The following is a 23518-nucleotide window of genomic DNA, read 5'->3' on the forward strand; positions in this document are numbered from 1 at the left end:
TTCTATTGTAAGGATTGCTTCCTGTGTCAAATAATAAATCTCTCAGTTATAAGGATGCCGGTGTCGATATTGATGCTGGCAACGAACTTGTTAATCGCATTAAATCTATCGTTAAAGAAACCAAGCGACCTGAGGTTATGGGTGGACTGGGTGGCTTTGGCGCACTGTGTGCTATTCCACAAAAATATAAAGAACCTATTTTGGTATCAGGCACTGATGGTGTGGGTACTAAATTACGTCTTGCCATGGATTTAAACCGCCATGAATCGATTGGTATTGATTTAGTGGCAATGTGTGTTAACGATCTAATTGTACAAGGTGCTGAACCTTTATTCTTCCTTGATTATTATGCCACCGGCAAACTTGATGTCGATGTAGCAACCACTGTAGTGACTGGCATTGCCGAAGGTTGTAAACAATCAGGCTGTGCTTTAGTGGGCGGTGAAACGGCCGAAATGCCAGGTATGTATCACGGCAACGACTATGATTTGGCAGGATTTTGTGTTGGCGTCGTTGAAAAGTCTGCCATGATCGACGGTAGCAAAGTGCAAGACGGTGATGCATTAATTGCATTAGCATCAAGCGGCGCTCATTCTAATGGCTATTCGTTAGTACGTAAAATTATTGAAGTTAGTGGCGTAAACCCTGCTACCGAAAAGCTAAATGGCAAACCACTTGCCGATCACTTACTTGCACCAACGAAGATCTATGTTAAGTCTGTTCTTGATCTTATCGCTCAAGTTGACGTGCACGCCATTGCCCATATTACAGGTGGCGGATTTTGGGAAAACATTCCTCGTGTTTTACCTGAAAATACTCAAGCAGTCATTAATGAAGCAAGTTGGCAATGGCCAGCCATCTTTAATTGGCTACAACAAGTAGGCAATGTTAGCCGTCACGAAATGTACCGAACTTTCAACTGTGGTGTCGGTTTAATTATCGCATTACCTAAACAGTCAGCCGATAAAGCAATTAGCTTACTAAATAACCATGGTGAAAAAGCGTGGTTATTAGGTGAAATTAAACACGCTACATCAGGCGAGCGTGTTGTAATCAAATAAATAGTATTTTCATATTATCCATCTGTTAGATGGATAATATGCCACTTTTTAGATCGTTATTGCCAGATCGTAACACTTTGTAAACATCTAGCTGTATCATTTAATAAATCGTATTTAGCTATTGTTTGGTGACCAACGAGCAAATTACTTCATCACATTAAGGGCTTACACATGCTGCTTTATTAGTATTATATAAATGACTAGAAATAGCAGTAGTATTAATGTTACCACCACCCGAACCAACGCTATACCATTCATTCCCGCCTCGCGCTTGATAAGCCCAATAGTCGTAGACGCTCCAGTCAGTACCAGGATAACCACTATTTGCGTCGCTCATAACTCCCCACTCATTAAAGAATCCTCCAACCCAGCGGTTACCGTCTCGGTAACTTAAAGCTCTTCGGTACATATTGATATTTCTGCCTGGTATACCACTATTCCAACCAATATCTGGACGATTCGCATTAGTATAATCTTCAACGCCAGGAATCCGATAACCATATCCTAAACTTCTACAAAAATTTTGAGCATTCCAATACCCATTTACTTGTCCAGGGAGAGGTATAAACCAACGCTCTATTTTAAAATTATAAATTAAGTGACCACCAATAGTATCAGAATATAATTTAAACTCTGTTGGTAAGAATCTTGTATTTGTCGAGTTTCGAGTCGGCCCAATTAGTTCAACCTTTAGAGCCCACTCCCTCTCGGGGTAACTAATACTTCCCCAACCATGTGTGGTTGCCGCACTTAATTGCAATGTTACGTTCCCTCCAGTTCCCTGTACTGTTGAGCCATTGACTGCAATAACTTGCTCTGGTGTAATTCCTGCCAACAGCAGGTAGAAAAACATTTTGTTTGAGCCTGTCGTTGGAAAATTATTGGTTGGGTTGTTAAATGGTTGCACTTTAAAACCTTTTTTTCTAACCCAATATTCCTTTTGTTCATCACCTTGTTGTGCATGTAAACTCGGCTGAGCAAAACAGACTTTTGCATTTATTCGATTCGGATTAATATAGTAGCTATGGTTCGCATTATTAAAGTAAGTAGTTTTAGGTATACCATATTCAGTTGATAAGTAGCCATCCGTTGCACTTAATGTAAGCTGATAAGGTGCATTACAAAAATTTAATTCCATATTTGGATTAGCTTTAACATCCTCTGTAATATCTTTACCACTGCTATCTTGCCACTTAATCGTCAAATTGCCTGTTGCATTGATACCTCCATCACCATCATCATCTCGCCCATAATTATATGGCGCATTAAGCAAGTTAGTTAACGAGATATTAGGGTAACTTGCAACGGGTACAATTGTTTGGATATCCGCAAAAGTATAGGTTGTGTTTGGCATCTCAATTGGGTTATTTATGTTTGATGTATCGATAGTTGCATTTGGGTAAACTGTGCTATTTATACCTTGTGGTATATAGCTGATATTTGCCAATTTTATACCTAATACCCCTTCAAAACTCATTACCTTAGTGGTTCCATCATCAAACGTTAAATACGGAGCTGTTCCTTGAATGACGTTTGAAGTTTGCACCGATAATGCCTGTAAACTTAATGAACACGGTAATAACAAAAATGGTGCAAAAAACAATGATGACTTGGGTAAGTCCGTTAAGTTCAATGATAAAAGTGAGGAAAAATTTTGCTTTTGACTACTGTAATAATTAAAAAGATTTAGAATATATGACTGCTTTTGTCTATGGTAAAACATAATATTCCACCCATTATAAGATTTTGTTTAATTTATATTTTTATAGCCATTTACTCGTTTAATGATCTGAATTTATATAAAACGTGCGAATTATAAACTGCTTAATTTTAGTTCGCTATTCCTTTTCAAATTAAATTTTGTAAAGCTTTGTTAAGATTTTTAATTAAAGATATCTTTGGGATATATATGGCTAAAATAGTCCTCTAAAACACATTTTTTTCGGCGTTTTTAATAACCAAGTGGTATAGACTTCTGAATATGTTTTGCAAAGCATAATTTAAAAAATGAACTATTTTGTAAATAGTCCATTTTTACATGTTTTATTTAATGTATTATCAACTTTTTAAGTGTTATAAATGAAGTATTCCTGATAGATGCTTGATATTAACATAAAGCATTATTTTTGCTTTTTATCTAAAGCGGTAATGATAAAAAATTTAACATAAAAATAACAAAAAGCTATCTTAGTTTCTGATACAATGATACAAATTTATAATAATTTAGTAATGTCGCAATACTTTAAAATATAAGGTTTTTTTAATGATCATATCAGACGCTAACAGTGCGGTGTCATCCGTTGCTTATCGTACAAACGAAGTCATTGCTATTTATCCAATTACTCCAAGCTCAACAATGGCCGAACAAGCTAGCACGTGGGCTGAATTTAACAAGCCAAACGTATTTGGCGATACGCCAAGAGTAATTGAAATGCAGTCCGAAGCTGGTGCTATTGCAACTGTTCATGGTGCATTAATGACAGGTGGACTAGCCACTTCGTTTACTTCGTCACAAGGTTTGCTTTTAATGATCCCATCGCTGTATAAAATAGCGGGCGAACTTACCCCTTTTGTTTTGCATGTTGCCGCACGTACTGTTGCAACTCATGCTCTGTCTATTTTTGGCGATCATTCTGATGTAATGGCAATTAGGCAAACGGGGTTTGCTATGCTTTGTTCAAGTTCTGTGCAAGAAGCACAAGATTTTGCTCTGATTTCACAAATAGCAACCTTAAATAGCCGTGTTCCTTTTGTTCACTTTTTTGATGGATTTAGAACATCGCACGAAGTAAATAAAATCTATCCACTAAGTGATGAACAAATCCATAACTTATTACCTCACGAAGCAATTAAAGCTAATCGTGAACGAGCTTTAACACCCGATAATCCAGTAACTCGCGGTACATCTGCCAATCCTGATACCTACTTTCAATGCCGAGAAGCAATAAATAAGTATTATGATGACACCTACCAACATGTTGTTGATGCCATGGACGCTTTTGCAATAGAAACAGGCAGAAAATATCAACCTTTTGAATATTATGGTGCTAGCGATGCCGAACGTATTATTGTCGTTATGGGTTCGGGAGCAAGCACGACTAAAGAAGTGGTTGACGTTTTACTTAAACAAAACGAAAAAGTTGGAGTTGTGACTGTTCGATTATTTCGCCCTTTTTCAGCCAACCATTTACTGAGCGTTATTCCTAATACTGTTAATAAAATAGCCGTTCTTGATAGAACCAAAGAGCCTGGTGCACAAGCTGAGCCACTTTATTTAGACATCATAACCGCATTTGCTGAAAGCTTATCGCGTGGTGAACGAACTTGCATGCCGTATATTGTGGGTGGGCGTTATGGGTTGTCATCTAAAGAGTTTGACCCTCGCTGTGTACTTGCTATTTTTACTGAACTTAACTTAACAAAACCAAGATCACGCTTCACTGTTGGTATCTATGATGATGTTACTGGGCTGTCATTACCATTGCCAGATCAATCTATTCCACAAAAATCTTCACTTGAAGCCTTATTTTATGGACTTGGTAGTGATGGCACAGTGTCGGCAACAAAAAATAATATTAAAATTATTGGTGATAGTTCGCCTTTTTATGTACAAGGATATTTTGTCTATGACTCCAAAAAAGCGGGTGGTTTAACTACTTCTCACTTAAGAGTTAGCTTAGATCCTATTGATTCCCCTTATTTAATTACCAGTGCACACTTTATTGGATGCCACCAAGATCAGTTTATCGATAAATACCAAATTGTTGATAAATTAAAAGACGACGGAATCTTTTTGCTTAATACACCATATAGTAAAGATGAAATTTGGCACCGTCTTCCTAAAGAAGTCCAAGTGCAATTAATTCAAAAACGAGCACATTTTTACATCATTAATGCAGCAAAAATTGCTCGTGAATGTAATTTAGGGGCAAGAATCAATACCGTTATGCAGGCGGTTTTCTTTCACCTTGCTGAAATTTTTAAAAATGATTTTAGTATTACCCAATTAAAGGAAGTCATTGCTAAAAGTTACAGTAGTAAAGGGCAAAATTTGGTTGAAAATAACTGGAAAGCGCTTGATTTAGCTATCGCTTCACTGGAGCAAATTCCACTTAGTTGTGTAGATCAAAGCAGTGCGAACATGCCACCTATTGTTCCAACGAATGCCCCTAATTTTGTTAAAACTGTGACTGCCGCAATGTTAGCTGGATTAGGTGATAATTTGCCGGTATCAGCATTCCCGCCTGATGGTACATGGCCTACAGGAACAACAAAATGGGAGAAACGTAATATTGCAGAACAGATCCCTATTTGGCAACCTGAACTGTGTACTCAGTGTAACCACTGTGTAGTTGCTTGCCCTCATGCGGCTATTCGCGCCAAAGTTGTTGAGCTTGATGATATGGTCAATGCACCAGACTCATTAAGTTCACTTGAAGTCAAAGCCCGCGATATGAAAGGACAACGCTATGTATTACAAGTTGCGCCTGAAGATTGTACGGGTTGTAATTTATGTGTTGAAGTATGCCCAGCACGTGATCGCAACAACTTTGAAATTAAAGCTATTAACATGCAATCGCGCATCGATAATTTTGATACTCAGCGCACCAATTTTGAATATTTTATGGCATTACCAGATCGTGATATAAAAACACTCGAACGCATTGATGTTCGTACCTCACAATTACTTACACCCTTATTTGAATATTCAGGTGCTTGTGCTGGATGTGGTGAAACCCCATACATTAAGTTATTAACACAACTTTATGGTGACCATTTAGCGATTGCCAATGCCACTGGTTGTTCATCAATTTATGGTGGTAATTTGCCATCGTCACCTTATACCTCCGATCGCGATGGTCGTGGGCCGGCTTGGGCTAATTCGTTATTTGAAGATAATGCCGAATTTGCATTAGGTTATCGCATTACTTATGACCAACATAAAAAACGTGCGTTACGTTTGCTTGATTATGTCGCTGGCGACATTTCGCCAGAAATTGTAATGGCGTTAAAATCATCAGAAACCTCTATCGCTGAAAAACGCCAACAAATCGTATTGCTACGTGAACAACTTGCCCACTTAGCATCTGCACAAGCACAAGAGTTAATCCAAGATGCCAATTACTTGGTTGACAAATCAGTCTGGGCCATAGGTGGTGATGGTTGGGCTTACGATATTGGATTTGGTGGGCTTGATCATGTCATGAGCTTAACCGATAACGTCAATATATTGGTATTAGACACGCAATGTTACTCCAATACAGGAGGTCAACAGTCTAAAGCGACGCCAATGGGTGCTGTATCAAAATTTGCTGATTTAGGTAAACATAAAGCGCGTAAAGATTTGGGTGTTAGCGTAATGATGTATGGTCATGTCTATGTTGCGCAAGTTGCATTAGGTTCACAACTTAACCAAACCCTTAAAGCCTTACAAGAAGCCGAAGCCTATGATGGCCCATCACTGGTTATTGCGTATAGCCCTTGTGAAGAACATGGTTATGATCTTGCTAAATCACATGAACAAATGAAGGATCTCGTTAAATCTGGTTTCTGGCCTCTTTACCGTTATGATCCACGTCGTATGATAGAAGGTAAACCAGGTTTGGTACTTGATTCAAAAGCACCAAATAGCGAATTATTATCAAGCATTTTATTGAAAGAGCAGCGTTTCCGCCGTTTAGAAACATTAGAGCCAACCATTGCAAACACTTTGCATGAGCGTTCCACTAAAATGGTAAATTCGAAGTATAAATTCTTGCAAATGCTGGCTACCTTTTCAGATATTGAGCCTCCTGCCGATAGTTGATCATAACGCATAGCTTATGATTATCCAATCAATAAAACCAGTTATTGCCTTAACAATAACTGGTTTTTTATCTCCTAATATTAAGCAATAAAGCACCAATTAAGTGCATATTTAAATACCAGATAGGAAACCAAATCTGTTTTTTTATCTATATACATATGATCTTTTTATTAAAAATAAGCAAAAAATACAATTTTTTAAAATTGGTATTAATTTTGCAATATCAATAATTAAGTACGTAAGTATCAACTAAAACATGAGGTGTATCATGGTATCTAATATCAATGTCAGTAGAAGAAAACTAATCACATTTTCTAGTGCAGCAATTGCAGGGCTATCTATTAATCAATTCCTATCTAAAGCTCACGCAATAGAAGCACAAAACTCAGTCTCATTCTCTGTTCCCATGCTTGATAAAGTGGTAATACCCAATGTTAACAATCCAGTAAGGCTAAACTTCAACGAAAATGCACTTGGAATGTCGCCAAGTGCAAAACAAGCAGCAATAAATGCCGTACCAAAAGCTAATCGTTATGCCAAAGCCGAAATGCCACTACTTAATAAACGTTTAGCTAAACATCATAACGTTGATGATGCTCAAATTTTGCTAACTGCTGGCTCATCAGAAGGTATTCGTAGTGCTATTGCCGCATTTGTTAAACCCAACACTCAGCTAGTAATTCCCGAACTTACCTATAGCGATGGAGAACATTTTGCAAAGATTTTTAATTTAAATATAACCAAAGTCCCGAGTTTGCCTGATTGGCAAATTGATATCAAAGGTTTACAGAAGGCAGTTGAAGATTATAAAGGTTTTTCAATTGTCTATTTAGTTAATCCTAACAATCCTACTTCAACTATTTTTGCAACGCATCAAATAGAACCTTGGATCAAAAGCAAACCTAAAAATACAATTTTTATTGTTGATGAGGCTTATGCTGAATTTGTTAATGATCCTGCATTTAAATCAGTCGATAAGCTAATTATACAAGGTTGCGATAATATTATCTTACTTAAAACCTTCTCAAAAATTCATGCTATGGCAGGATTACGAGTAGGTTATGTAGTTAGTTCAATTGAAAATATTAAAAATATGGCTCAATATGTCGCAGGTGAAAAGCTCAACTATTGTGGTGTTTGTGCAGCGCTGACATCTATGGATGATCAATCATTTTTGACTTATTCAAAAAAAGCGGTTGATGTATCACGCCAAATCATGGAAAAAACGCTATCAGACTTAGGGTTACACTATCTAAAATCAGAAACTAATTTTATGTTTCACAAAAGCCCTATCGATTTAAAAAATTATCGTGAACTAATGAAAAATAATTTTATATTGATTGGTAGAGATTTTGAACCAGCAACAAATTGGTGCCGAATATCACTTGGTTCACCTGGCGAAATGCTTTATGTAGCTAATATAATGAATGAATTAAAAGAAAAAGGAAAAATTTAACTATAATTATTTTTATGGTAGATAAAAAATAAGCGCTATAAATATTAATTAATTTAAAGCGCTTTTTTCGTTACAATTATTCGTGAAAAATGATAAAAAAAGAAGCTATTTAGCTACCCGTTATGCGACGAGCCATCCAGTAATGCTTCTTCCAATAATCCTCATTCAAGTTTGAATAGATAACCCCTTTTGAGGTTGAAGCATGTAAGAACTTACCATCAGCATAATAAATACCAACATGTAGGCCACTACGGCTACGGCCTGTTTTAAAGAATACTAAATCGCCAGCTTTAGGTGTATTTACTTTAACACCTAATTGAGCTTGTTCAGCTGCGCTTCTTGGTAAGGTTTTTGAAAGTCTATTTTTGAAAAAATTCATCACCAAAGCAGAACAATCACTACCGGACAAAGTTGTGCCGCCATAACGATACGGCGTATTTTGCCATTTTTTATAGTGAGATTCTATTTTAGCTAACATAGCTGAATCTGATTTGATATTTTTAGTAGAAACTTGACCTTGACTAGTACTACAACCAAATAACACAAAGAGAGAAAAGATCAATGTAGTTATTAAAAAACGTTTCTTTACATTAATGCAGTTGCTGAGCAACGTTCCTAATAGTCGATTGTCTTTTTTTGTCATTTCTTTTTGTTCCTTTATTTAACGTCGACCAATGCGGATAACGTCTTGCTACCTTTAGACTTCTAGGTAACACGCCCTTTTCCCATTCATTTTTATCTAATTTAGATAATCTAACAGGGCTCATGTCCGCATGGCTGCGATGATTTAAACTTTCTTTAAGGCGAATTAATCGTAAAGAAAGAAAACAAATAATAACATCATCAACACTTAATTTACTATATCCAGAAAGCTGATACCGCATTCTAGAACCATAATGTTTAGCAGTTTGCATTAAACTACCAACTGCTGCACCAATTAACGCAGCCGAGCCAAGCGAAATACCACCAGTTGCTAAGTCAATACTTGCACCAATTGTTGCGCCTGACACAAAACCTTTAGTCAAATGCATGCCCACCGTTTTTAGTGCATCAACATTAAAAAGGTCAGCATTATAACGACCTTTGATTAAAGGCAAGCTCTCTTCACTCTCTTGAGTTGAATCGAATTGATACAATTTTAATAATTCATTGATCGCTATTTGTTCTCGCTTTCTGACTTTATTTTGCAAATCAGTAATTGCTTGGCGATCGTCTAGTTTAGCCATTTTGTAAAAGGCAGTAACATCAACAAGCGTTTCGGCAATAATCCGATTAGCGGTTTGATTACGAGAATCACGAATTTGTGAGATTTTATCTAGCCAATTATCTAATATTTCTTTAGCTGGTTCAACCAATAAAGCAAGGCTACGATATAGTCGCTCTTCGCCATCTAAAGGTGGAAAAATAGCGTCAAACTTAATAATAGCATGAATCCCAACGCGTGACAGCAATCTTTTCCATTCCTTTTCATTTTGGTTACTATCAGCGATAAAATTTAAAACGGCTAATATTGGTTTATCACTATTAGCTAAAATAGCTAACTCATCGTGATATTTGGATAATACTGGTTCACGCACATCTATCACATAGATGGCTGCATCACTATTTAACAATTGTCTAATAACTTTAGCTTCTTGATTAAATACGTTTTCAGACTCTGGACTTTGTAAAAAAAATGTTAATTTATCAATACCATCAAGTTTTGAATTAGCGGGAACAAGTTGGTTAATGTAATCATAAAGGGCTAAACTGTCTTCTAATCCTGGGGTGTCATAAAAAACAATCGATTTACTATCTTCAAGTGGCAATGTTATTGATTCAACATGTCTTGTCGTGCCAGGGCGATCCGATACCTGACCAAAATGGTTATTCCGAACTAAAGTACGTAATAATGATGTTTTGCCAACATTGGCATGACCAACCACAGCTAATTTTAATGTTGATAACATCTTAAAGGTCCTCGCTTAACCAATCAGGTTCAGCTAACTGTAAAGATAGCAATTGCCAATTATGATACTGCTTACCTTGATTAATAAACCAAATACGACTTTGTTGCGATTTATTAATCAGTTGATTAATAAAATTCAATAGTCCCCTATCGGGTGCTCTATCGGTATCAATTGCAATTAATAATTTTTTAGCAGGTGTTAATTGCAGATAATCTAGAATTTTACTGCGCTGTTCACGAGTATTTAAAAAACCTAAAAATGAAACAAACTCTGGATGATGCCAACTTTCTTGCACATCAATGGCAACCAAAAAAGCGCCTTTTCCATCTTCAATAGAATGTGTTGGCAAATGCCATTGGTGATCGTTGTTGCCAAATTTATCGGCATCTTCAATGTTAATAAGTAATGGCTGTAATTGATTGGCTAATATTTGATAATCTGGATGTGAAATATTGAGCTTAATTTGACGGCAACTAATTAACCAATTAACACCACAAAATACCATACATAAAAATCGCACGACTAACCCGTAAATAATAAACACACCCAACAACCAAATAGCCCACGACGAACGCACTTCACCAGCATTTAAAGCATGTTCACTTAACTTTATTACATCATCTTTAGGAATGTCAAAACCCAATAATGAGGGTAAATAACCTAAATAACGAGTTAAATTAATAATGGTATCAGAACTAAGTAATGTCGTTTGCCATTCAAAGCTATAATGTTTGGTTGAAAATAACACAACTAACACCAACAATGCACTACTTAAAATCACAGTCCAAAACAGATTAAGAACAAAACCAATAAGCCAGCGAACTCGCGAACCAAACAGTTCAACAAACGCAGGAATAAGCTGTTGTACAGTCTTTTTCTGAGATAGTTTTTTCGCTAACCACAACCAGACATGAATCAACAAACTGCCACCAAAATTAGCAAAGAAAAAAAACGAACTAAGCCAAATAGATAATGTAATCAAATGCACACCTAATAAACTAAAAAGTGCCCAATACAAATTGATTGGATTTTGACTTAACGCTCCCAATGCCAAAGAGCTTCCCAAAAACACAGATAACAGCAGTAATAGCACAAAAGAAAATTTAACAGATCTTAACAGTATTTTCTGCGCCGAATATAACCCATTTTGTTTAGACAACATGGTTGCTCGCATCACAATTCGATCTGTGAGCGATATCTGTTCTACTCTTACTTGTCTATTAATATCTTGGTCAGCAAACCGTCCAGATTCGGTCTCAATTAAATGGATGGTTTCGGTCAGCCAGAGTGATTTTAGTTTTTGTTGCATTAAACTTAATCTTCGCCACTATTAACAATTAAGAATAAAAGAAACGCGACCTAAGTCGCGTTAATAAAATTCGAATCAATTATTGCGTAATTTCACCAATTTTACTTAATAAAGTTTGGATACGTTGTTGCCATATTTGTTGATCTTGTTTTAGTTTTTCGTTTTCGTCACGTAGTGCTTTCATTTCATCAGAACTATCATTGATTAGTTGCTCCAACTCGTGATTACCTCGTTTTAAAGTTGCAATTTCTTGTTGTAATGTGGTGATAGTATTAACAGTGTGTTGGATTTTATTCTCTAATTGGTTCAATATTTCTAATGACATATTTTTCCTCAGGCTCAATTTATTTGGTGTATAATGCTAATCATTATACCGAATTCATTCTAAAATCAACACTATTTTAAACCTTAAGTTGGAGAAAATTATGCGTAAACCACTTGTTATGGGAAACTGGAAGCTCAATGGTAGTATCGATATGGCTAAAAACCTAATTGCAGGACTACGGAAAGAGCTATCAAACGACACATCATGTAATGTTGCAATTGCACCACCAGTTGTCTATCTTGATTCTGTAAAGCACCAATTAGATGGAACTAACATCATTTTAGGAGCCCAAGATGTCGGCATTCATCTTTCTGGCGCTTATACTGGTGAAGTATCAGTAGAAATGTTAAAAGATATTGGTGTGACTCACATCATTATTGGTCATTCTGAACGTCGCACTTATCACAAAGAATCTGACGAATTTATTGCTAAAAAATTTGGTGTCATTAAAGAAGCCGGTTTAGTGCCTGTATTATGTATTGGTGAAACTGAAGCTGAAAACGAAGCTGGTCAAACACAAGCTGTTTGCGCTCGTCAAATTGACGCCGTCATCAAAGCGCTTGGCGTTCAAGCATTTAACGGTGCTGTTATTGCCTATGAACCTGTATGGGCAATTGGAACTGGCAAATCTGCAACCCCTGCACAAGCTCAAGCTGTTCACAAATTTATTCGTGATCATATTGCAAAACAAGATGCAAAAGTGGCACAACAAGTGATCATTCAATATGGTGGTTCTGTTAATGACAAAAATGCAGCAGAATTATTTACTCAACCAGACATTGACGGTGCATTAGTCGGTGGTGCATCTTTAAAAGCTGATGCTTTTGCGGCAATTGTTAAAGCAGCAGAATTAGCTAAAAAATAAATCACAATATAACTAATAATAAAAAAGACGTTGATAAGCGTCTTTTTTATTTGCAAATTAATATTATTTTTTTGCTTTTGGTTGATAGCGCGATGGCCAAATTTTTTCAACAGGGAATTGCAAATACTCGGAAATAATTCGTTCATACTTAGGACAATGTCGATATAATGCGTTTCTTAAAGTATCAGCTTGTAATCCACTCGCTCTCGACAATGCTCTTAAATTTCCACCTCTAATTTTAATTTCTCCCACTACTCTAGATGGGGCCCAGTCTTGATCTTGCTCTCTCATTATGAGATCCTCTATTGGTTAAACTTTTGCTGTTGTAAAGATTATCGGTATTACAACGTTCAAAAAAATATTCAAAAGATAAAAATTACAAGCAAAGAATAGCACATAAAAAAACGAATTAAAATAAAAAAAACGAAAAAGCATATGGAATAAAATGAAAAATGACAGAAAACAAAATAAAAAAAACAACAGAAGAAGAAAAAACACGAATCCTAACTAATACAGGAGTTATTGATTTTAAGAAAAGATTAAACTTAGTACTAGAAGGAGTATCGGGTAACGCATTTGCAAAAAAAGTTGGTATGTCAGAAGCTGTGATACGGGATTACCTATCAGGAAAAACCTATCCTGCATTAAATAGACTGGCGATTATTGCCCAAAAATGTGATGTACCTATTGAGTGGTTAGCAACAGGAAAAGGAGAATGTCGATTATTGGCAGAGTCCAAATATAGCAACTTTGTACATATTCCATTTCATCATTTAAACGAAACAAGTAAATCTTATTCGCAAATCGAATCAATCCCATTTGATATGACTTTAATAAAACATCAAGGTTGTAGTTGCGAAGATTTAACTGCAGTATGGGCAAAAGGCGATAGCATGGAGCCTACAATATCAAACCACGATATTCTTATTGTCAACAAAGCGCATTACAAACCAATTGACGGCTATTTGTATGCTGTTGAATATGAAGATCAAATCAGCATAAAACGCATTCAAAATCAAGGCGTCAATTTGGCACTACTTTGTGATAATCCTAAATACCCTGCCATTATTGGCGATAAATATGGTCAACAAGATTTTAAAATTATTGGGCTTGTTGTTTACCTTTTAAAAGATCTTAATTAATTTGATTTGACCTTTAAATAATAGCAGCTTTATAAGTTTTGACTGGTAAAGCTGTTTTAATCTTATGCGATCGCATTTTTTTCTGCGAAAATAAAAAAACAAAAAATCGACAAAAAGCTTCGTGAAAGTATTCGTTTAAATATAAATGTAGTATTAAGTTAATATTAAATTTGTATAAAAAATGAATCAATACAGTAATCTTTATCTGCATAACTTTATGCTTTTTTCCTTAATTATGCTAAAATTGATGTTAAATTTTTATTAATTTTACCTATTAATTATAGTCATTATGTCAAATATAAACACTCGAAAAAAAGTCGTTATCGGTATGTCTGGTGGTGTTGATTCTTCTGTTTCTGCATATTTATTACAACAACAAGGATACGATGTTGTTGGATTATTTATGAAAAATTGGGAAGAAGACGACACCGAAGAATACTGCTCCGCTGCTGTTGACTTAGCAGACGCACAAGCAGTTTGTGATAAATTAAACATCAAATTACATACTGTTAATTTTGCTGCCGAATATTGGGACAACGTGTTCGAACATTTTTTATCGGAATACCAAGCAGGCCGAACACCAAATCCCGATATTTTATGTAATAAAGAAATTAAATTTAAAGCCTTTTTAGAGTATGCCGGCGAAGATCTCGGCGCTGACTTTATTGCCACTGGGCATTATGTTCGTAAACGTGAAATAGATGGTAAAGTTGAATTATTACGTGGCATAGACACTAATAAAGACCAAAGTTACTTTCTTTACACTTTGAGCGAAACACAACTAAGCCAAAGCTTGTTTCCCGTCGGAGAGCTTGAAAAGCCTGAAGTACGTAAAATTGCCCAGCAACTTGGTTTAGCTACCGCCGCAAAAAAAGACTCAACGGGTATCTGTTTTATTGGTGAGCGCAAGTTTAGTGACTTTTTAGCCCGATATTTACCCGCTCAAGCAGGTCATATTCGCACAGTTGATGGTGAAATTATAGGCCAGCATCAAGGTCTGATGTATCACACATTAGGGCAACGTAAAGGACTAGGTATCGGTGGTTTAAAACAAGCCGATGACACACCATGGTATGTAGTTGACAAAGACCTAACCAATAACGAATTAATTGTGGCACAAGGTCATGACCACCCAGCACTATTTTCAGACGGATTAATTGCTCAACAACTCCATTGGGTTGACCGTAAAGTGGTAACCGAACCATTTAACTGTACGGTAAAAACGCGCTATCGCCAACAAGATATCGCTTGCCAAGTAATACCTCTAGCTGACGACAAAATTAATGTCATTTTTGACAACCCTGTTGCGGCTGTTACACCAGGTCAATCTGCCGTCTTTTATAAAAATGAAGTATGCCTTGGTGGCGGCATTATAGAAGAACGAATAAAAAGCAGTAAGGAGTACTAAAGTGAATAACAAATACCATCATATTGCCATCGCCCTAGCAGGTGCTACGCAAAGCGCAATATTAGTGCCACAACTTGCCAACACAGGGGTTTGTAGTGCAATACTTTATGAACGAGCAATAAAAAGCGTGTTTAAAACTTCACCGAAAACAACGGATGATGTTTATGATGGTATTGAAAATGTTAAAACAGGCTTACAAACGTTAATACAACTATTATCATCAGGACAAAAAGAACAAGTCCAAATTATTCGTTACATATTTGGCACACTTAGTATTACAAGTAAATTATTAAAAAATAACGATGCATTAGATAAAATAGACCAGCGATTACGACGCATTTCAGGGCTTTATTCGGAAATGAACGATGAAACTGTTAGTGCTAATGTTGATGATCTGTCTTATTCATTAGCGGGAATTTATTCTGACATTATCAGCCCAATATCAACTAAAATAAAAGTTACTGGTAAAATCGAATTTTTACAAAACTCATTAGTGCAAGCAAAAGTAAGAACTGCGCTTTTGGGGTGTGTTCGATCAGCCATTTTATGGTATCAAGTTGGCGGTAGTCGCTTTCAGTTTATTTTTTGCCGTAAACGTATTTGTAATGCTGCACAACAACTGCTGGACCAAATTAATCGCGCAAGCTAATTTACACTTTATAATTGATATTTCAAAATAGCAACGGAGTTAAACCGATGGAATTATCTGCACTTACTGCCCTTTCACCAATTGATGGACGTTATGGTGACAAAACAACAGAATTACGCACCATTTTTAGCGAATATGGCTTATTAAAATACCGTGTTCAAGTTGAAGTTCGTTGGTTACAAAAGTTAGCCTCTCAAGCAGATATTTTAGAGGTTCCATCCTTAAGTCAATCAGCTATCGATCACCTTAATAAAATTGTTGAGCAATTTAGTGAACAAGATGCTAAGCGTATTAAAGAAATCGAAAGAACCACAAATCACGATGTCAAAGCGGTAGAATACTTTTTAAAAGAAAAAGTCAGCACCAATGAAGAATTACATGCGATTAATGAATTCATCCATTTTGCCTGCACATCAGAAGACATCAACAACTTATCTTATGCATTAATGCTAAAAACAGCGAAAGAAACGGTATTAGAACCATATTGGAACAAGCTGATTGATAAAATCACCTCGCAAGCCAAAGCTTATCGCGATTTACCGCTGCTTTCAAGAACACATGGTCAGCCTGCTACACCATCAACAATTGGTAAAGAATTTGCCAATGTCGCTTACCGTTTAAAACGTCAACTAAAACAACTAAAATCAGTTGAAATACTGGGTAAAATTAATGGTGCAACAGGCAATTATAATGCACATATGGTTGCTTACCCACAAGTAAATTGGCATAAATTCAGCGAAGAATTTGTTAGCTCGCTAGGATTAAAATGGAACCCTTATACCACCCAAATTGAACCCCATGACTATATTGCCGAGTTCTTTGATTGTGTAGCACGTTTTAATACCATTATGATCGACTTTGATCGCGATGTTTGGGGATATATTTCGTTAAATCACTTTAAACAAAAAACCATTGCTGGAGAAATCGGCTCTTCAACCATGCCACACAAGGTTAACCCAATCGACTTTGAAAATTCAGAAGGAAATTTAGGTATTGCCAATGCAATCATGAACCATTTAGGTAGCAAATTACCTATTTCCCGCTGGCAACGCGATTTGACCGATTCAACAGTATTACGCAATCTAGGTGTAGGTATTGGTTATGCCATTATAGCTTACCAATCAACCTTAAAAGGCTTAAATAAACTTGAAGTTAATCATGATTACTTACTTGAAGAACTTGATCGAAACTGGGAAGTATTAGCAGAACCAATTCAAACCGTCATGCGCCGTTACGGCATCGAAAAGCCTTACGAAAAACTAAAAGAACTAACCCGAGGAAAACGTGTTGATGCTAAAGGCATGCAAGAATTTATTGACTCGTTAGATTTACCCGAAGACGAAAAAACACGGCTAAAACAGCTAACACCGGCTAACTATATTGGTTATGCAGTTAGCTTTGTTGACGATTTAGCCTAACTGTTTAAATGTAATTAGCCTAATGCAAATCACACTGCGTTAGGCAATATTACTATTCAAGTGATCGATATAAATCAAACGAAAAATGCACTTGCGCAGTAAATATAAATCACCTAATAAAAAAAGAAAATAGAGAAATCCATTGAACATTCGCATTGCAACACGAAAAAGCCCTTTAGCGCTATGGCAAGCTAATTTTGTTAAGCAACAACTGCTAGCTGCTCACCCTAATTTAACGGTGGAATTGATTCCGATGGTCACTAAAGGCGACGTATTACTAGACAGCCCCCTATCAAAAATTGGTGGAAAAGGACTATTTGTTAAACAGCTTGAACAAGCGATACTAAATAACGAAGCGGATATCGCTGTTCACTCAATAAAAGATATTCCTGCTGAGTTTCCTGAGGGATTAATGTTAGCAACAATTTGTCAACGCGACGAAGTACGTGATGCTTTTGTGTCAAACCAATACGCCAACTTAGACCAATTACCCAATGGTGCAATTGTAGGTACATCAAGTTTACGACGCCAATGTCAGCTACGAGCTAAATACCCCCACTTACAAATTAAAGAACTACGTGGCAACGTTGGAACACGTTTAGCAAAGCTTGATAACAATGAATACGATGCTATTATTTTAGCGTCAGTTGGACTAAAACGCTTAGCGCTTGAACACCGAATAAAACAGTATATTGATATCAATTTAATCTTACCTGCGGTTGGTCAAGGAGCTATTGGCATTGAAACACGAAGTAATGACGAATACCTATTATCGCTATTAGCTCCACTTGATGACAACCACAGCCGCCAATGCATTATAGCAGAAAGAGCAATGAATGAAGCGCTACAAGGTGGATGCCAAGTACCTATTGCCTGCTATAGCCAGCTAAATAATGACACGCTAACTTTACAAGGATTTGTTGGCTGTGTTGACGGGTCAAAAATAATCAGAGCTGAACTAAAAGGCCCTGCAAGCCAAGCCGAACAACTGGGCCACAACCTAGCCAAACAGCTATTAAACCAAGGTGCTGACAAAATACTACGGGAATTAATAGGCGAATGATTTATGTAACAAGACCCTCGCCCGATGGCGAGGAACTAACAAAACAACTGAATCAAGCCCATTTACCGGCAACTCACCTTCCCTTATTTGATATTTTACCCAGCTCTGAGCTGGTTGATTTACAGCAACAACTTAACCGCCTTTTGCCATCAGACATTGTTATTGCGCTATCGCCACAAGTAATTTATACCATCAAAGCACATTTGCCCGATTTATACTTTCCAAAGCATGTACATTATTTCGCAATTGGTAACAAAACGGCACATTTATTAAGTCAACTAACCACAACTAAAGTCAGCTACCCTAAACAAGAAGATAGCGAAGGCTTATTAGACTTACTCAAAAACATAATGCTAGCACATCGCACCGTACTCATTTTACGGGGTAACTCAGGCCGGCAATTATTAGCAGACACACTCACAACACAACAAGCACAAGTTAAATTGCTAGCATGTTATCATCGAAAGCCAATAACCTATTGTGACAATATTTTGGCTAACAATATAAACAATCAAATTATCATTATTACCAGTGTTGAACACTTAATACAGCTTGAACTTTATTGCCAAAGACAACACAAACAGCAGGCTCAGCTCGTTGTCACCAGTGAACGAATTTTAAAAAAAGCACAACAACTAAACTGGCAAAACGTTTTGCAAATAGTAGGTGCAAATAATCAAATTTTATTTAAAACAATGTTAACTCTATGTCATAATGCCAATATCAATTTTGAATAAATCTAAATGAGGTTATTTATGCCGCCAAAATATTATGGTGCCAACGCAACACTCTCAACTATTAACACAACTTCATTTAGTCAACCAACGACAACAACGAATCAAAATGAAGCGAATAAGATTATGAAAGAAGACAAAAAAAATCAAACAGGCTCACAATCTACTACAACTTTAGAATCTAAAGCTCAGCCCCAAGACAGTAATAACAGTCACACAAACAAAGTGCCGGTATCAAAACTATCAATACTGGCGATAGCATTAACCGTTTGCTTAAGTGGTATTGGCTTTTATTATGGTTACAACCAAGTTGAAATGCAAAAAAAGACCATCTCGACATTACAAACAGAACTAGCCAATTTAAAACAAACCACCAAGCAGAGCATAACAGACGACCTTAACAATAGTATTAGCGATGCGGTTAACAAACAAAATCAACAATTCAATACATTAGAACAGCGTGTAGAGCGTGAACTTGGCGATCAGCAAAAAGTACAACAACAATTAAGCAACCAAGTGAATGATACCTTAAAGCTCAACGAACAAAGCTTACAAAACATCAACGAACGTTTAGCGGCTATGTCAACCACAGATCATAAAGTTTGGTTGATTTCACAAGCAAACTATTTGGTACACTTAGCGGGACGTAAAATTTGGAATGACCAAGATTATACATCAGCACGGCTACTTCTTAAAAGTGCTGACGAAAGTCTAGCTCAAGCTGATGATCCTAGCCTATTACCTGCTCGGCAAGCGATCAGTAAAGATATTAACTCACTTGCTCAAGTAAGCTTTATTGATACTGACGGCATTATTATTAACTTAATTGGATTGTCAGATTCGCTTACCGAATTACCTTTAGTGGGTCATTACCAAGAAATCGATCTTGGCATGACCCAATATAACGAAGACTCAACCAATACAAACGACAACAAAGAACCACAAACCGAAATCGCTAACGCAGCAAGCAATCAGCATGCACAAACAAATAATACAGCTGACAATACAAATAGCGAAATATCCTCATCAACCAGTGATTGGTCTAATAATCTATTCAATAGCGCCAAGACTTTTATGGATAAATTCATCACCATTGAAAAGCTTGATAATAAAGACAACAGCTTCAAAGCATGCTTAGAACATGCTGGCCAAGATGAAAAACAAATCATCCATTGCCAAATATTAAAAGCGCCATTAAGCATAGAACAATCGCTTTACCTGCGTGAAAATATCCGTTTCCGCCTATTGATTGCAGCACAAGCGGTACCAAGGCATCAAGATCTTATTTATCAACGTGCACTTAGCGATACTGCAACTTGGGTGAATGCCTATTTTGATGGTAATGCACCAAGCGTTAAAGCATTTATTAATGAACTTGAGACTTTACAAAGTCAATCAATCAGCGACCAAAACGTTCCTGAAAATCTAACTAGCATCAGCGAACTTGAAAAACTAATGCAATCTCGCGTTCGTTCAATGTTGGCAAAATAGGAGAATAATAATGATAAAAATACTAATTATTTTCTTAGTGCTAGTGGGTGGATTTTTTCTTGGACCATTATTACAAGGACACCAAGGTTCAGCGGTATTTGAATTTTTAAATTACCGTGTCAGCATGTCGTTTAATTCATTTATGATACTTGAATTAATTGGTCTGCTTTGCCTTTACTTAATTTATTCTATTTTCAATAAAATTTTAAATTCTAAAACTGTATTAGGTAATTGGTTACGCTTAAAATCACCTAAAAAATCGATAAAACGCATTGAACAAGCGCAAATTTTATTGCTAGAAGGTGATTATCAACAAGCTGCAAGACTTTTTGTAAAAAGTGCCAAAGGAGCAAAAAACACTACTTTATCGTATTTACTCGCCGCGCAAGCGCAAATTGACAACGACGAATTAATTCCGGCCAACCAATCGCTAGAACAAGCGGCTAAAAGCTGTCAACCTAAAGAAATGTTTGCCTTTCAATTAGTACAAATTCGGTTACAACTAAAAAACCGCGAATACACTGCTGCACGTAGTGCGTTAGAACAGTTACTAAATGAAAAGCCCCGCAATGTCGAAGTGCTTAGATTAGCCGATCAACTTTATTACGAAACTGGTGATTACCAAGCTGTTATAGATCTATTACCAGTAATGTATAAAGCTAAAGCATATAGCGAATCGCAACTCGATCAGTTTAAACAAGCGGCTTATATTGCCAGAATTAAGCAATTATCGACCGACAGCGATACGCAAGCACTTATAAAATGGTGGTACTCACAACCACGAGCCATTATGAACAACATGACTTATCAAAAAGCGATGGCGACCTATCTTAATCAATTAGGCCAAAATAACGAAGCCGAAAAGCTATTAAAATCGATTAGCAAACTAGAACAAAAAGAAAGAACATAATAGAAAAACAGGGCAAATAGCCCTGTTTTTTTAACACATCACAAAAACAACAATAAACGTCTGTTCAATTGAACTAAATTAAACCACAAAATAACGAATCAGTGCCATAAAGCACATACCTGCAACTACAATGCACATTAAATTTTTCGTGATAACAGCAACAATGATGGTCGGAATTGTCGCCAAACAATATTCCACATGAAAACTAGGAAACTGCCCCTCTTTTGCCACAAACAAATTTTGCACAAACAGTGCAGTTAAAATACACAAAGGCACATACGACAAAAAACGAATCACCACATTTGGCAACTGCAACTTTCGAACCAACATAAAAGGAATCACTCTTGGCAACCAAGTGACTAAGCCACATCCTAAAATAATCAATAGACTATAAACTGTCATCTATCACGCTCCATTGCCATACCCATAAAACAGCCACCAAAAGTGCTAATTAAAATCGCCATTTCAGGTGACACAAAACGCATTAACAAAATTAACATAACAGCAACGGTAAGCATTACTAACAGTCGATTTTTAAGGCTCTTACTTTTATCGCCAATCAATTGCAAATAAAGTAAACCAATAAACATGGCAACTAAGGCATAATCTAAACCAAACAAATTAGGATCGGGTAACCATTCACCAATTACCGCACCTAAAAAGCAAGACATAATCCAAGTCAAATAAGCCGTAACATTAAGCCCATGCATCCAAGCAGCATTTACAGGCACTTTATTGGCAATGGCATTCATCACAACAGCAAAGCTTTCGTCGGTTAACAAACTACCAATACCGATATTATTTAAAAATGAAAATTTACGAAAAGCAGGTGCTGTTGCCATACTCATTAAAAAATGACGGGAATTAACTAAAAAAACAGTAAAAATAATAGCAGAAACAGGCGTAGTCACCATCATCAAACCCGCAATAATAAATTGCGATGCACCAGCATAAACAATAATAGCCAGTAATGTAATTTCAAACACAGATAGATTTGCCGACTTACCCACAACCCCTGCAGCAATGCCAATACCAATATAGCCTAATAACGTTGGAATACACGCATAAACGCCATCTTTAAAAGTCAAAGACATAATCATCCCTTACGATAACATACACCTATACAGAATATTACAAACAAGCAACAAAGCGCTTATCAACAAAGATCTAAGCACTAAATTAAACTACTTAACTCACAATAAGCAACAATATATTGCCAAATTTTGCTATAATATCGTTTAACTTGTATTAATGGCAATCAAAACAAATAACTCAATAGCAACCAACGTGGCAAACATATCTATGTATACAGGAACTCTATTTATCATCTCTGCGCCTAGTGGTGCAGGTAAATCAAGTCTTATTCGTGCTTATCTAAACCAACAACCACATCAAGCCAAAGTATCAATTTCGCATACAACACGCGAACCACGACCTGGTGAAACACATGGCGAACACTATTATTTTGTCGATCATAAACACTTTGAATCCTTAATTGATAAAAATGCATTTGTAGAATATGCCAACGTATTTGACCACTATTACGGCACATCCAAAGCCGAAATAGAACAAAGCCTATCACAAGGAATTAATGTCTTTTTAGATATTGACTGGCAAGGTGCACGGCAAGTACGCAAAAAAATGCCTCAAGCAAAAAGCATCTTTATATTACCACCTTCACTAAAAGAGCTAGAAAACCGCTTAATAAAACGTGGACAAGATAACAGTGCCGTCATAGCCAAAAGAATGCAAAAAGCGCAGGCCGAAATTTCGCATTATAACGAATATGACTATATCATTATTAATGATGATTTTGATACTTCATTAAACGCATTAAGCGCAATCATTACCACGGCTAGCTTAGAGCAACAAAAACAAGCAATTATCAACAAACAATTATTAGCTGATTTATTGAGTAGTCAATCGAATTAA

The 23518-nt window shown here is 36.4% G+C and carries 21 protein-coding genes; 13 read left to right on the top strand and 8 right to left on the bottom strand.

The features are described from left to right. The first annotated feature begins 23 nt into the window (after window positions 1–23). Window positions 24–1061, top strand: coding sequence for a phosphoribosylformylglycinamidine cyclo-ligase (gene purM / locus ACYH9I_RS02820; protein ID WP_483558760.1), 1038 nt, complete (start codon window positions 24–26; stop codon window positions 1059–1061). A 157-nt stretch (window positions 1062–1218) separates the two neighbouring features. On the opposite strand, the gene ACYH9I_RS02825 is transcribed toward purM, so the two are convergent. Further along, window positions 1219–2784 carry a hypothetical protein gene (locus ACYH9I_RS02825; protein ID WP_483558762.1) on the bottom strand — a complete coding sequence of 522 codons (1566 nt, stop codon included), beginning with the start codon at window positions 2782–2784 and terminating at the stop codon, window positions 1219–1221. A 540-nt stretch (window positions 2785–3324) separates the two neighbouring features. Here ACYH9I_RS02825 and nifJ point away from each other — a divergent pair. Continuing rightward, window positions 3325–6867 (top strand): pyruvate:ferredoxin (flavodoxin) oxidoreductase, encoded by a 3543-nt coding sequence (gene nifJ, locus ACYH9I_RS02830; RefSeq protein ID WP_483558764.1) that lies wholly within the window; start codon window positions 3325–3327, stop codon window positions 6865–6867. 268 nt (window positions 6868–7135) lie between these two features. After that, the gene (locus tag ACYH9I_RS02835; protein WP_483558766.1) at window positions 7136–8323 is read left to right on the top strand and encodes a pyridoxal phosphate-dependent aminotransferase; all 1188 of its coding nucleotides are present in this window, start codon (window positions 7136–7138) and stop codon (window positions 8321–8323) included. Between the two features lie 109 nt (window positions 8324–8432). On the opposite strand, the gene ACYH9I_RS02840 is transcribed toward ACYH9I_RS02835, so the two are convergent. The 4 genes from ACYH9I_RS02840 to zapB all read right to left on the bottom strand — a co-directional run bounded on the left by ACYH9I_RS02840 (window position 8433) and on the right by zapB (window position 11906). Next, window positions 8433–8966, bottom strand: a complete 534-nt coding sequence (locus ACYH9I_RS02840; RefSeq protein WP_483558768.1) for a C40 family peptidase — start codon at window positions 8964–8966, stop codon at window positions 8433–8435. Then, window positions 8914–10272: a DUF3482 domain-containing protein gene (locus ACYH9I_RS02845; protein WP_483558770.1), complete on the bottom strand. Its 1359-nt coding sequence runs from the start codon at window positions 10270–10272 to the stop codon at window positions 8914–8916. The genes ACYH9I_RS02840 and ACYH9I_RS02845 overlap by 53 nt, the downstream gene beginning before the upstream one ends. A 1-nt stretch (window position 10273) precedes the next feature. Continuing rightward, window positions 10274–11581, bottom strand: coding sequence for a DUF2868 domain-containing protein (locus ACYH9I_RS02850; protein WP_160403111.1), 1308 nt, complete (start codon window positions 11579–11581; stop codon window positions 10274–10276). A 79-nt stretch (window positions 11582–11660) separates the two neighbouring features. Next, window positions 11661–11906, bottom strand: a complete 246-nt coding sequence (gene zapB, locus ACYH9I_RS02855; RefSeq protein ID WP_483558772.1) for a cell division protein ZapB — start codon at window positions 11904–11906, stop codon at window positions 11661–11663. A 100-nt stretch (window positions 11907–12006) separates the two neighbouring features. On the opposite strand from zapB, the gene tpiA reads away from it, so the two are divergent. After that, window positions 12007–12771 carry a triose-phosphate isomerase gene (tpiA, locus tag ACYH9I_RS02860; RefSeq protein WP_483558774.1) on the top strand — a complete coding sequence of 255 codons (765 nt, stop codon included), beginning with the start codon at window positions 12007–12009 and terminating at the stop codon, window positions 12769–12771. Window positions 12772–12834: 63 nt separating this feature from the next. On the opposite strand, the gene ACYH9I_RS02865 is transcribed toward tpiA, so the two are convergent. Then, complete coding sequence (locus tag ACYH9I_RS02865) at window positions 12835–13062, bottom strand: helix-turn-helix domain-containing protein (protein ID WP_483558776.1); 228 nt, start codon at window positions 13060–13062, stop codon at window positions 12835–12837. Window positions 13063–13223: 161 nt separating this feature from the next. Here ACYH9I_RS02865 and ACYH9I_RS02870 point away from each other — a divergent pair, with 161 nt between their 5' ends. The 8 genes from ACYH9I_RS02870 (at window position 13224) to ACYH9I_RS02905 (ending at window position 21586) form a co-directional block, all read left to right on the top strand. Then, window positions 13224–13913 (top strand): LexA family transcriptional regulator, encoded by a 690-nt coding sequence (locus tag ACYH9I_RS02870; protein WP_160403105.1) that lies wholly within the window; start codon window positions 13224–13226, stop codon window positions 13911–13913. Between the two features lie 289 nt (window positions 13914–14202). Then, window positions 14203–15321 (top strand): tRNA 2-thiouridine(34) synthase MnmA, encoded by a 1119-nt coding sequence (gene mnmA / locus ACYH9I_RS02875; protein ID WP_160403103.1) that lies wholly within the window; start codon window positions 14203–14205, stop codon window positions 15319–15321. A 1-nt stretch (window position 15322) separates the two neighbouring features. Continuing rightward, window positions 15323–15970 (top strand): high frequency lysogenization protein HflD, encoded by a 648-nt coding sequence (gene hflD, locus ACYH9I_RS02880; RefSeq protein ID WP_483558778.1) that lies wholly within the window; start codon window positions 15323–15325, stop codon window positions 15968–15970. 47 nt (window positions 15971–16017) lie between these two features. Then, window positions 16018–17388 (top strand): adenylosuccinate lyase, encoded by a 1371-nt coding sequence (purB, locus tag ACYH9I_RS02885; protein WP_483558780.1) that lies wholly within the window; start codon window positions 16018–16020, stop codon window positions 17386–17388. A gap of 142 nt (window positions 17389–17530) precedes the next feature. Further along, the gene (gene hemC, locus ACYH9I_RS02890) at window positions 17531–18451 is read left to right on the top strand and encodes a hydroxymethylbilane synthase (protein WP_483558782.1); all 921 of its coding nucleotides are present in this window, start codon (window positions 17531–17533) and stop codon (window positions 18449–18451) included. Next, the gene (locus ACYH9I_RS02895) at window positions 18448–19188 is read left to right on the top strand and encodes a uroporphyrinogen-III synthase (RefSeq protein ID WP_483558784.1); all 741 of its coding nucleotides are present in this window, start codon (window positions 18448–18450) and stop codon (window positions 19186–19188) included. Before hemC ends, ACYH9I_RS02895 begins: the two co-directional genes overlap by 4 nt. 18 nt (window positions 19189–19206) lie before the next feature. After that, window positions 19207–20676: a uroporphyrinogen-III C-methyltransferase gene (locus tag ACYH9I_RS02900; protein WP_483558786.1), complete on the top strand. Its 1470-nt coding sequence runs from the start codon at window positions 19207–19209 to the stop codon at window positions 20674–20676. A 10-nt stretch (window positions 20677–20686) separates the two neighbouring features. Beyond that, complete coding sequence (locus tag ACYH9I_RS02905; RefSeq protein WP_483558788.1) at window positions 20687–21586, top strand: heme biosynthesis HemY N-terminal domain-containing protein; 900 nt, start codon at window positions 20687–20689, stop codon at window positions 21584–21586. A 78-nt stretch (window positions 21587–21664) separates the two neighbouring features. On the opposite strand, the gene ACYH9I_RS02910 is transcribed toward ACYH9I_RS02905, so the two are convergent. Both ACYH9I_RS02910 and ACYH9I_RS02915 read right to left on the bottom strand, forming a co-directional pair. After that, window positions 21665–21988, bottom strand: coding sequence for an AzlD domain-containing protein (locus ACYH9I_RS02910; RefSeq protein ID WP_483558790.1), 324 nt, complete (start codon window positions 21986–21988; stop codon window positions 21665–21667). Continuing rightward, window positions 21985–22680, bottom strand: a complete 696-nt coding sequence (locus ACYH9I_RS02915) for an AzlC family ABC transporter permease (RefSeq protein ID WP_483558792.1) — start codon at window positions 22678–22680, stop codon at window positions 21985–21987. The genes ACYH9I_RS02910 and ACYH9I_RS02915 overlap by 4 nt, the downstream gene beginning before the upstream one ends. A gap of 208 nt (window positions 22681–22888) precedes the next feature. On the opposite strand from ACYH9I_RS02915, the gene gmk reads away from it, so the two are divergent. Beyond that, complete coding sequence (gene gmk, locus ACYH9I_RS02920) at window positions 22889–23518, top strand: guanylate kinase (RefSeq protein WP_483558794.1); 630 nt, start codon at window positions 22889–22891, stop codon at window positions 23516–23518.

The organism is Gilliamella sp. X-23, from assembly GCF_057063545.1.

Excerpts from the sequence above, each read along its gene's own strand:
- zapB (WP_483558772.1), bottom strand. The coding sequence starts at position 11,906 with ATGTCATTAGAAATATTGAACCAATTAGAGAATAAAATCCAACACACT.
- ACYH9I_RS02900 (WP_483558786.1), top strand. The coding sequence starts at position 19,207 with ATGCCGCCAAAATATTATGGTGCCAACGCAACACTCTCAACTATTAAC.
- nifJ (WP_483558764.1), top strand. The coding sequence starts at position 3,325 with ATGATCATATCAGACGCTAACAGTGCGGTGTCATCCGTTGCTTATCGT.
- purB (WP_483558780.1), top strand. The coding sequence starts at position 16,018 with ATGGAATTATCTGCACTTACTGCCCTTTCACCAATTGATGGACGTTAT.
- ACYH9I_RS02835 (WP_483558766.1), top strand. The coding sequence starts at position 7,136 with ATGGTATCTAATATCAATGTCAGTAGAAGAAAACTAATCACATTTTCT.
- ACYH9I_RS02865 (WP_483558776.1), bottom strand. The coding sequence starts at position 13,062 with ATGAGAGAGCAAGATCAAGACTGGGCCCCATCTAGAGTAGTGGGAGAA.
- ACYH9I_RS02915 (WP_483558792.1), bottom strand. The coding sequence starts at position 22,680 with ATGTCTTTGACTTTTAAAGATGGCGTTTATGCGTGTATTCCAACGTTA.
- ACYH9I_RS02845 (WP_483558770.1), bottom strand. The coding sequence starts at position 10,272 with ATGTTATCAACATTAAAATTAGCTGTGGTTGGTCATGCCAATGTTGGC.
- ACYH9I_RS02840 (WP_483558768.1), bottom strand. The coding sequence starts at position 8,966 with ATGACAAAAAAAGACAATCGACTATTAGGAACGTTGCTCAGCAACTGC.
- mnmA (WP_160403103.1), top strand. The coding sequence starts at position 14,203 with ATGTCAAATATAAACACTCGAAAAAAAGTCGTTATCGGTATGTCTGGT.
- gmk (WP_483558794.1), top strand. The coding sequence starts at position 22,889 with ATGTATACAGGAACTCTATTTATCATCTCTGCGCCTAGTGGTGCAGGT.
- ACYH9I_RS02910 (WP_483558790.1), bottom strand. The coding sequence starts at position 21,988 with ATGACAGTTTATAGTCTATTGATTATTTTAGGATGTGGCTTAGTCACT.
- ACYH9I_RS02895 (WP_483558784.1), top strand. The coding sequence starts at position 18,448 with ATGATTTATGTAACAAGACCCTCGCCCGATGGCGAGGAACTAACAAAA.
- ACYH9I_RS02905 (WP_483558788.1), top strand. The coding sequence starts at position 20,687 with ATGATAAAAATACTAATTATTTTCTTAGTGCTAGTGGGTGGATTTTTT.
- ACYH9I_RS02850 (WP_160403111.1), bottom strand. The coding sequence starts at position 11,581 with ATGCAACAAAAACTAAAATCACTCTGGCTGACCGAAACCATCCATTTA.
- ACYH9I_RS02825 (WP_483558762.1), bottom strand. The coding sequence starts at position 2,784 with ATGTTTTACCATAGACAAAAGCAGTCATATATTCTAAATCTTTTTAAT.
- tpiA (WP_483558774.1), top strand. The coding sequence starts at position 12,007 with ATGCGTAAACCACTTGTTATGGGAAACTGGAAGCTCAATGGTAGTATC.
- ACYH9I_RS02870 (WP_160403105.1), top strand. The coding sequence starts at position 13,224 with ATGACAGAAAACAAAATAAAAAAAACAACAGAAGAAGAAAAAACACGA.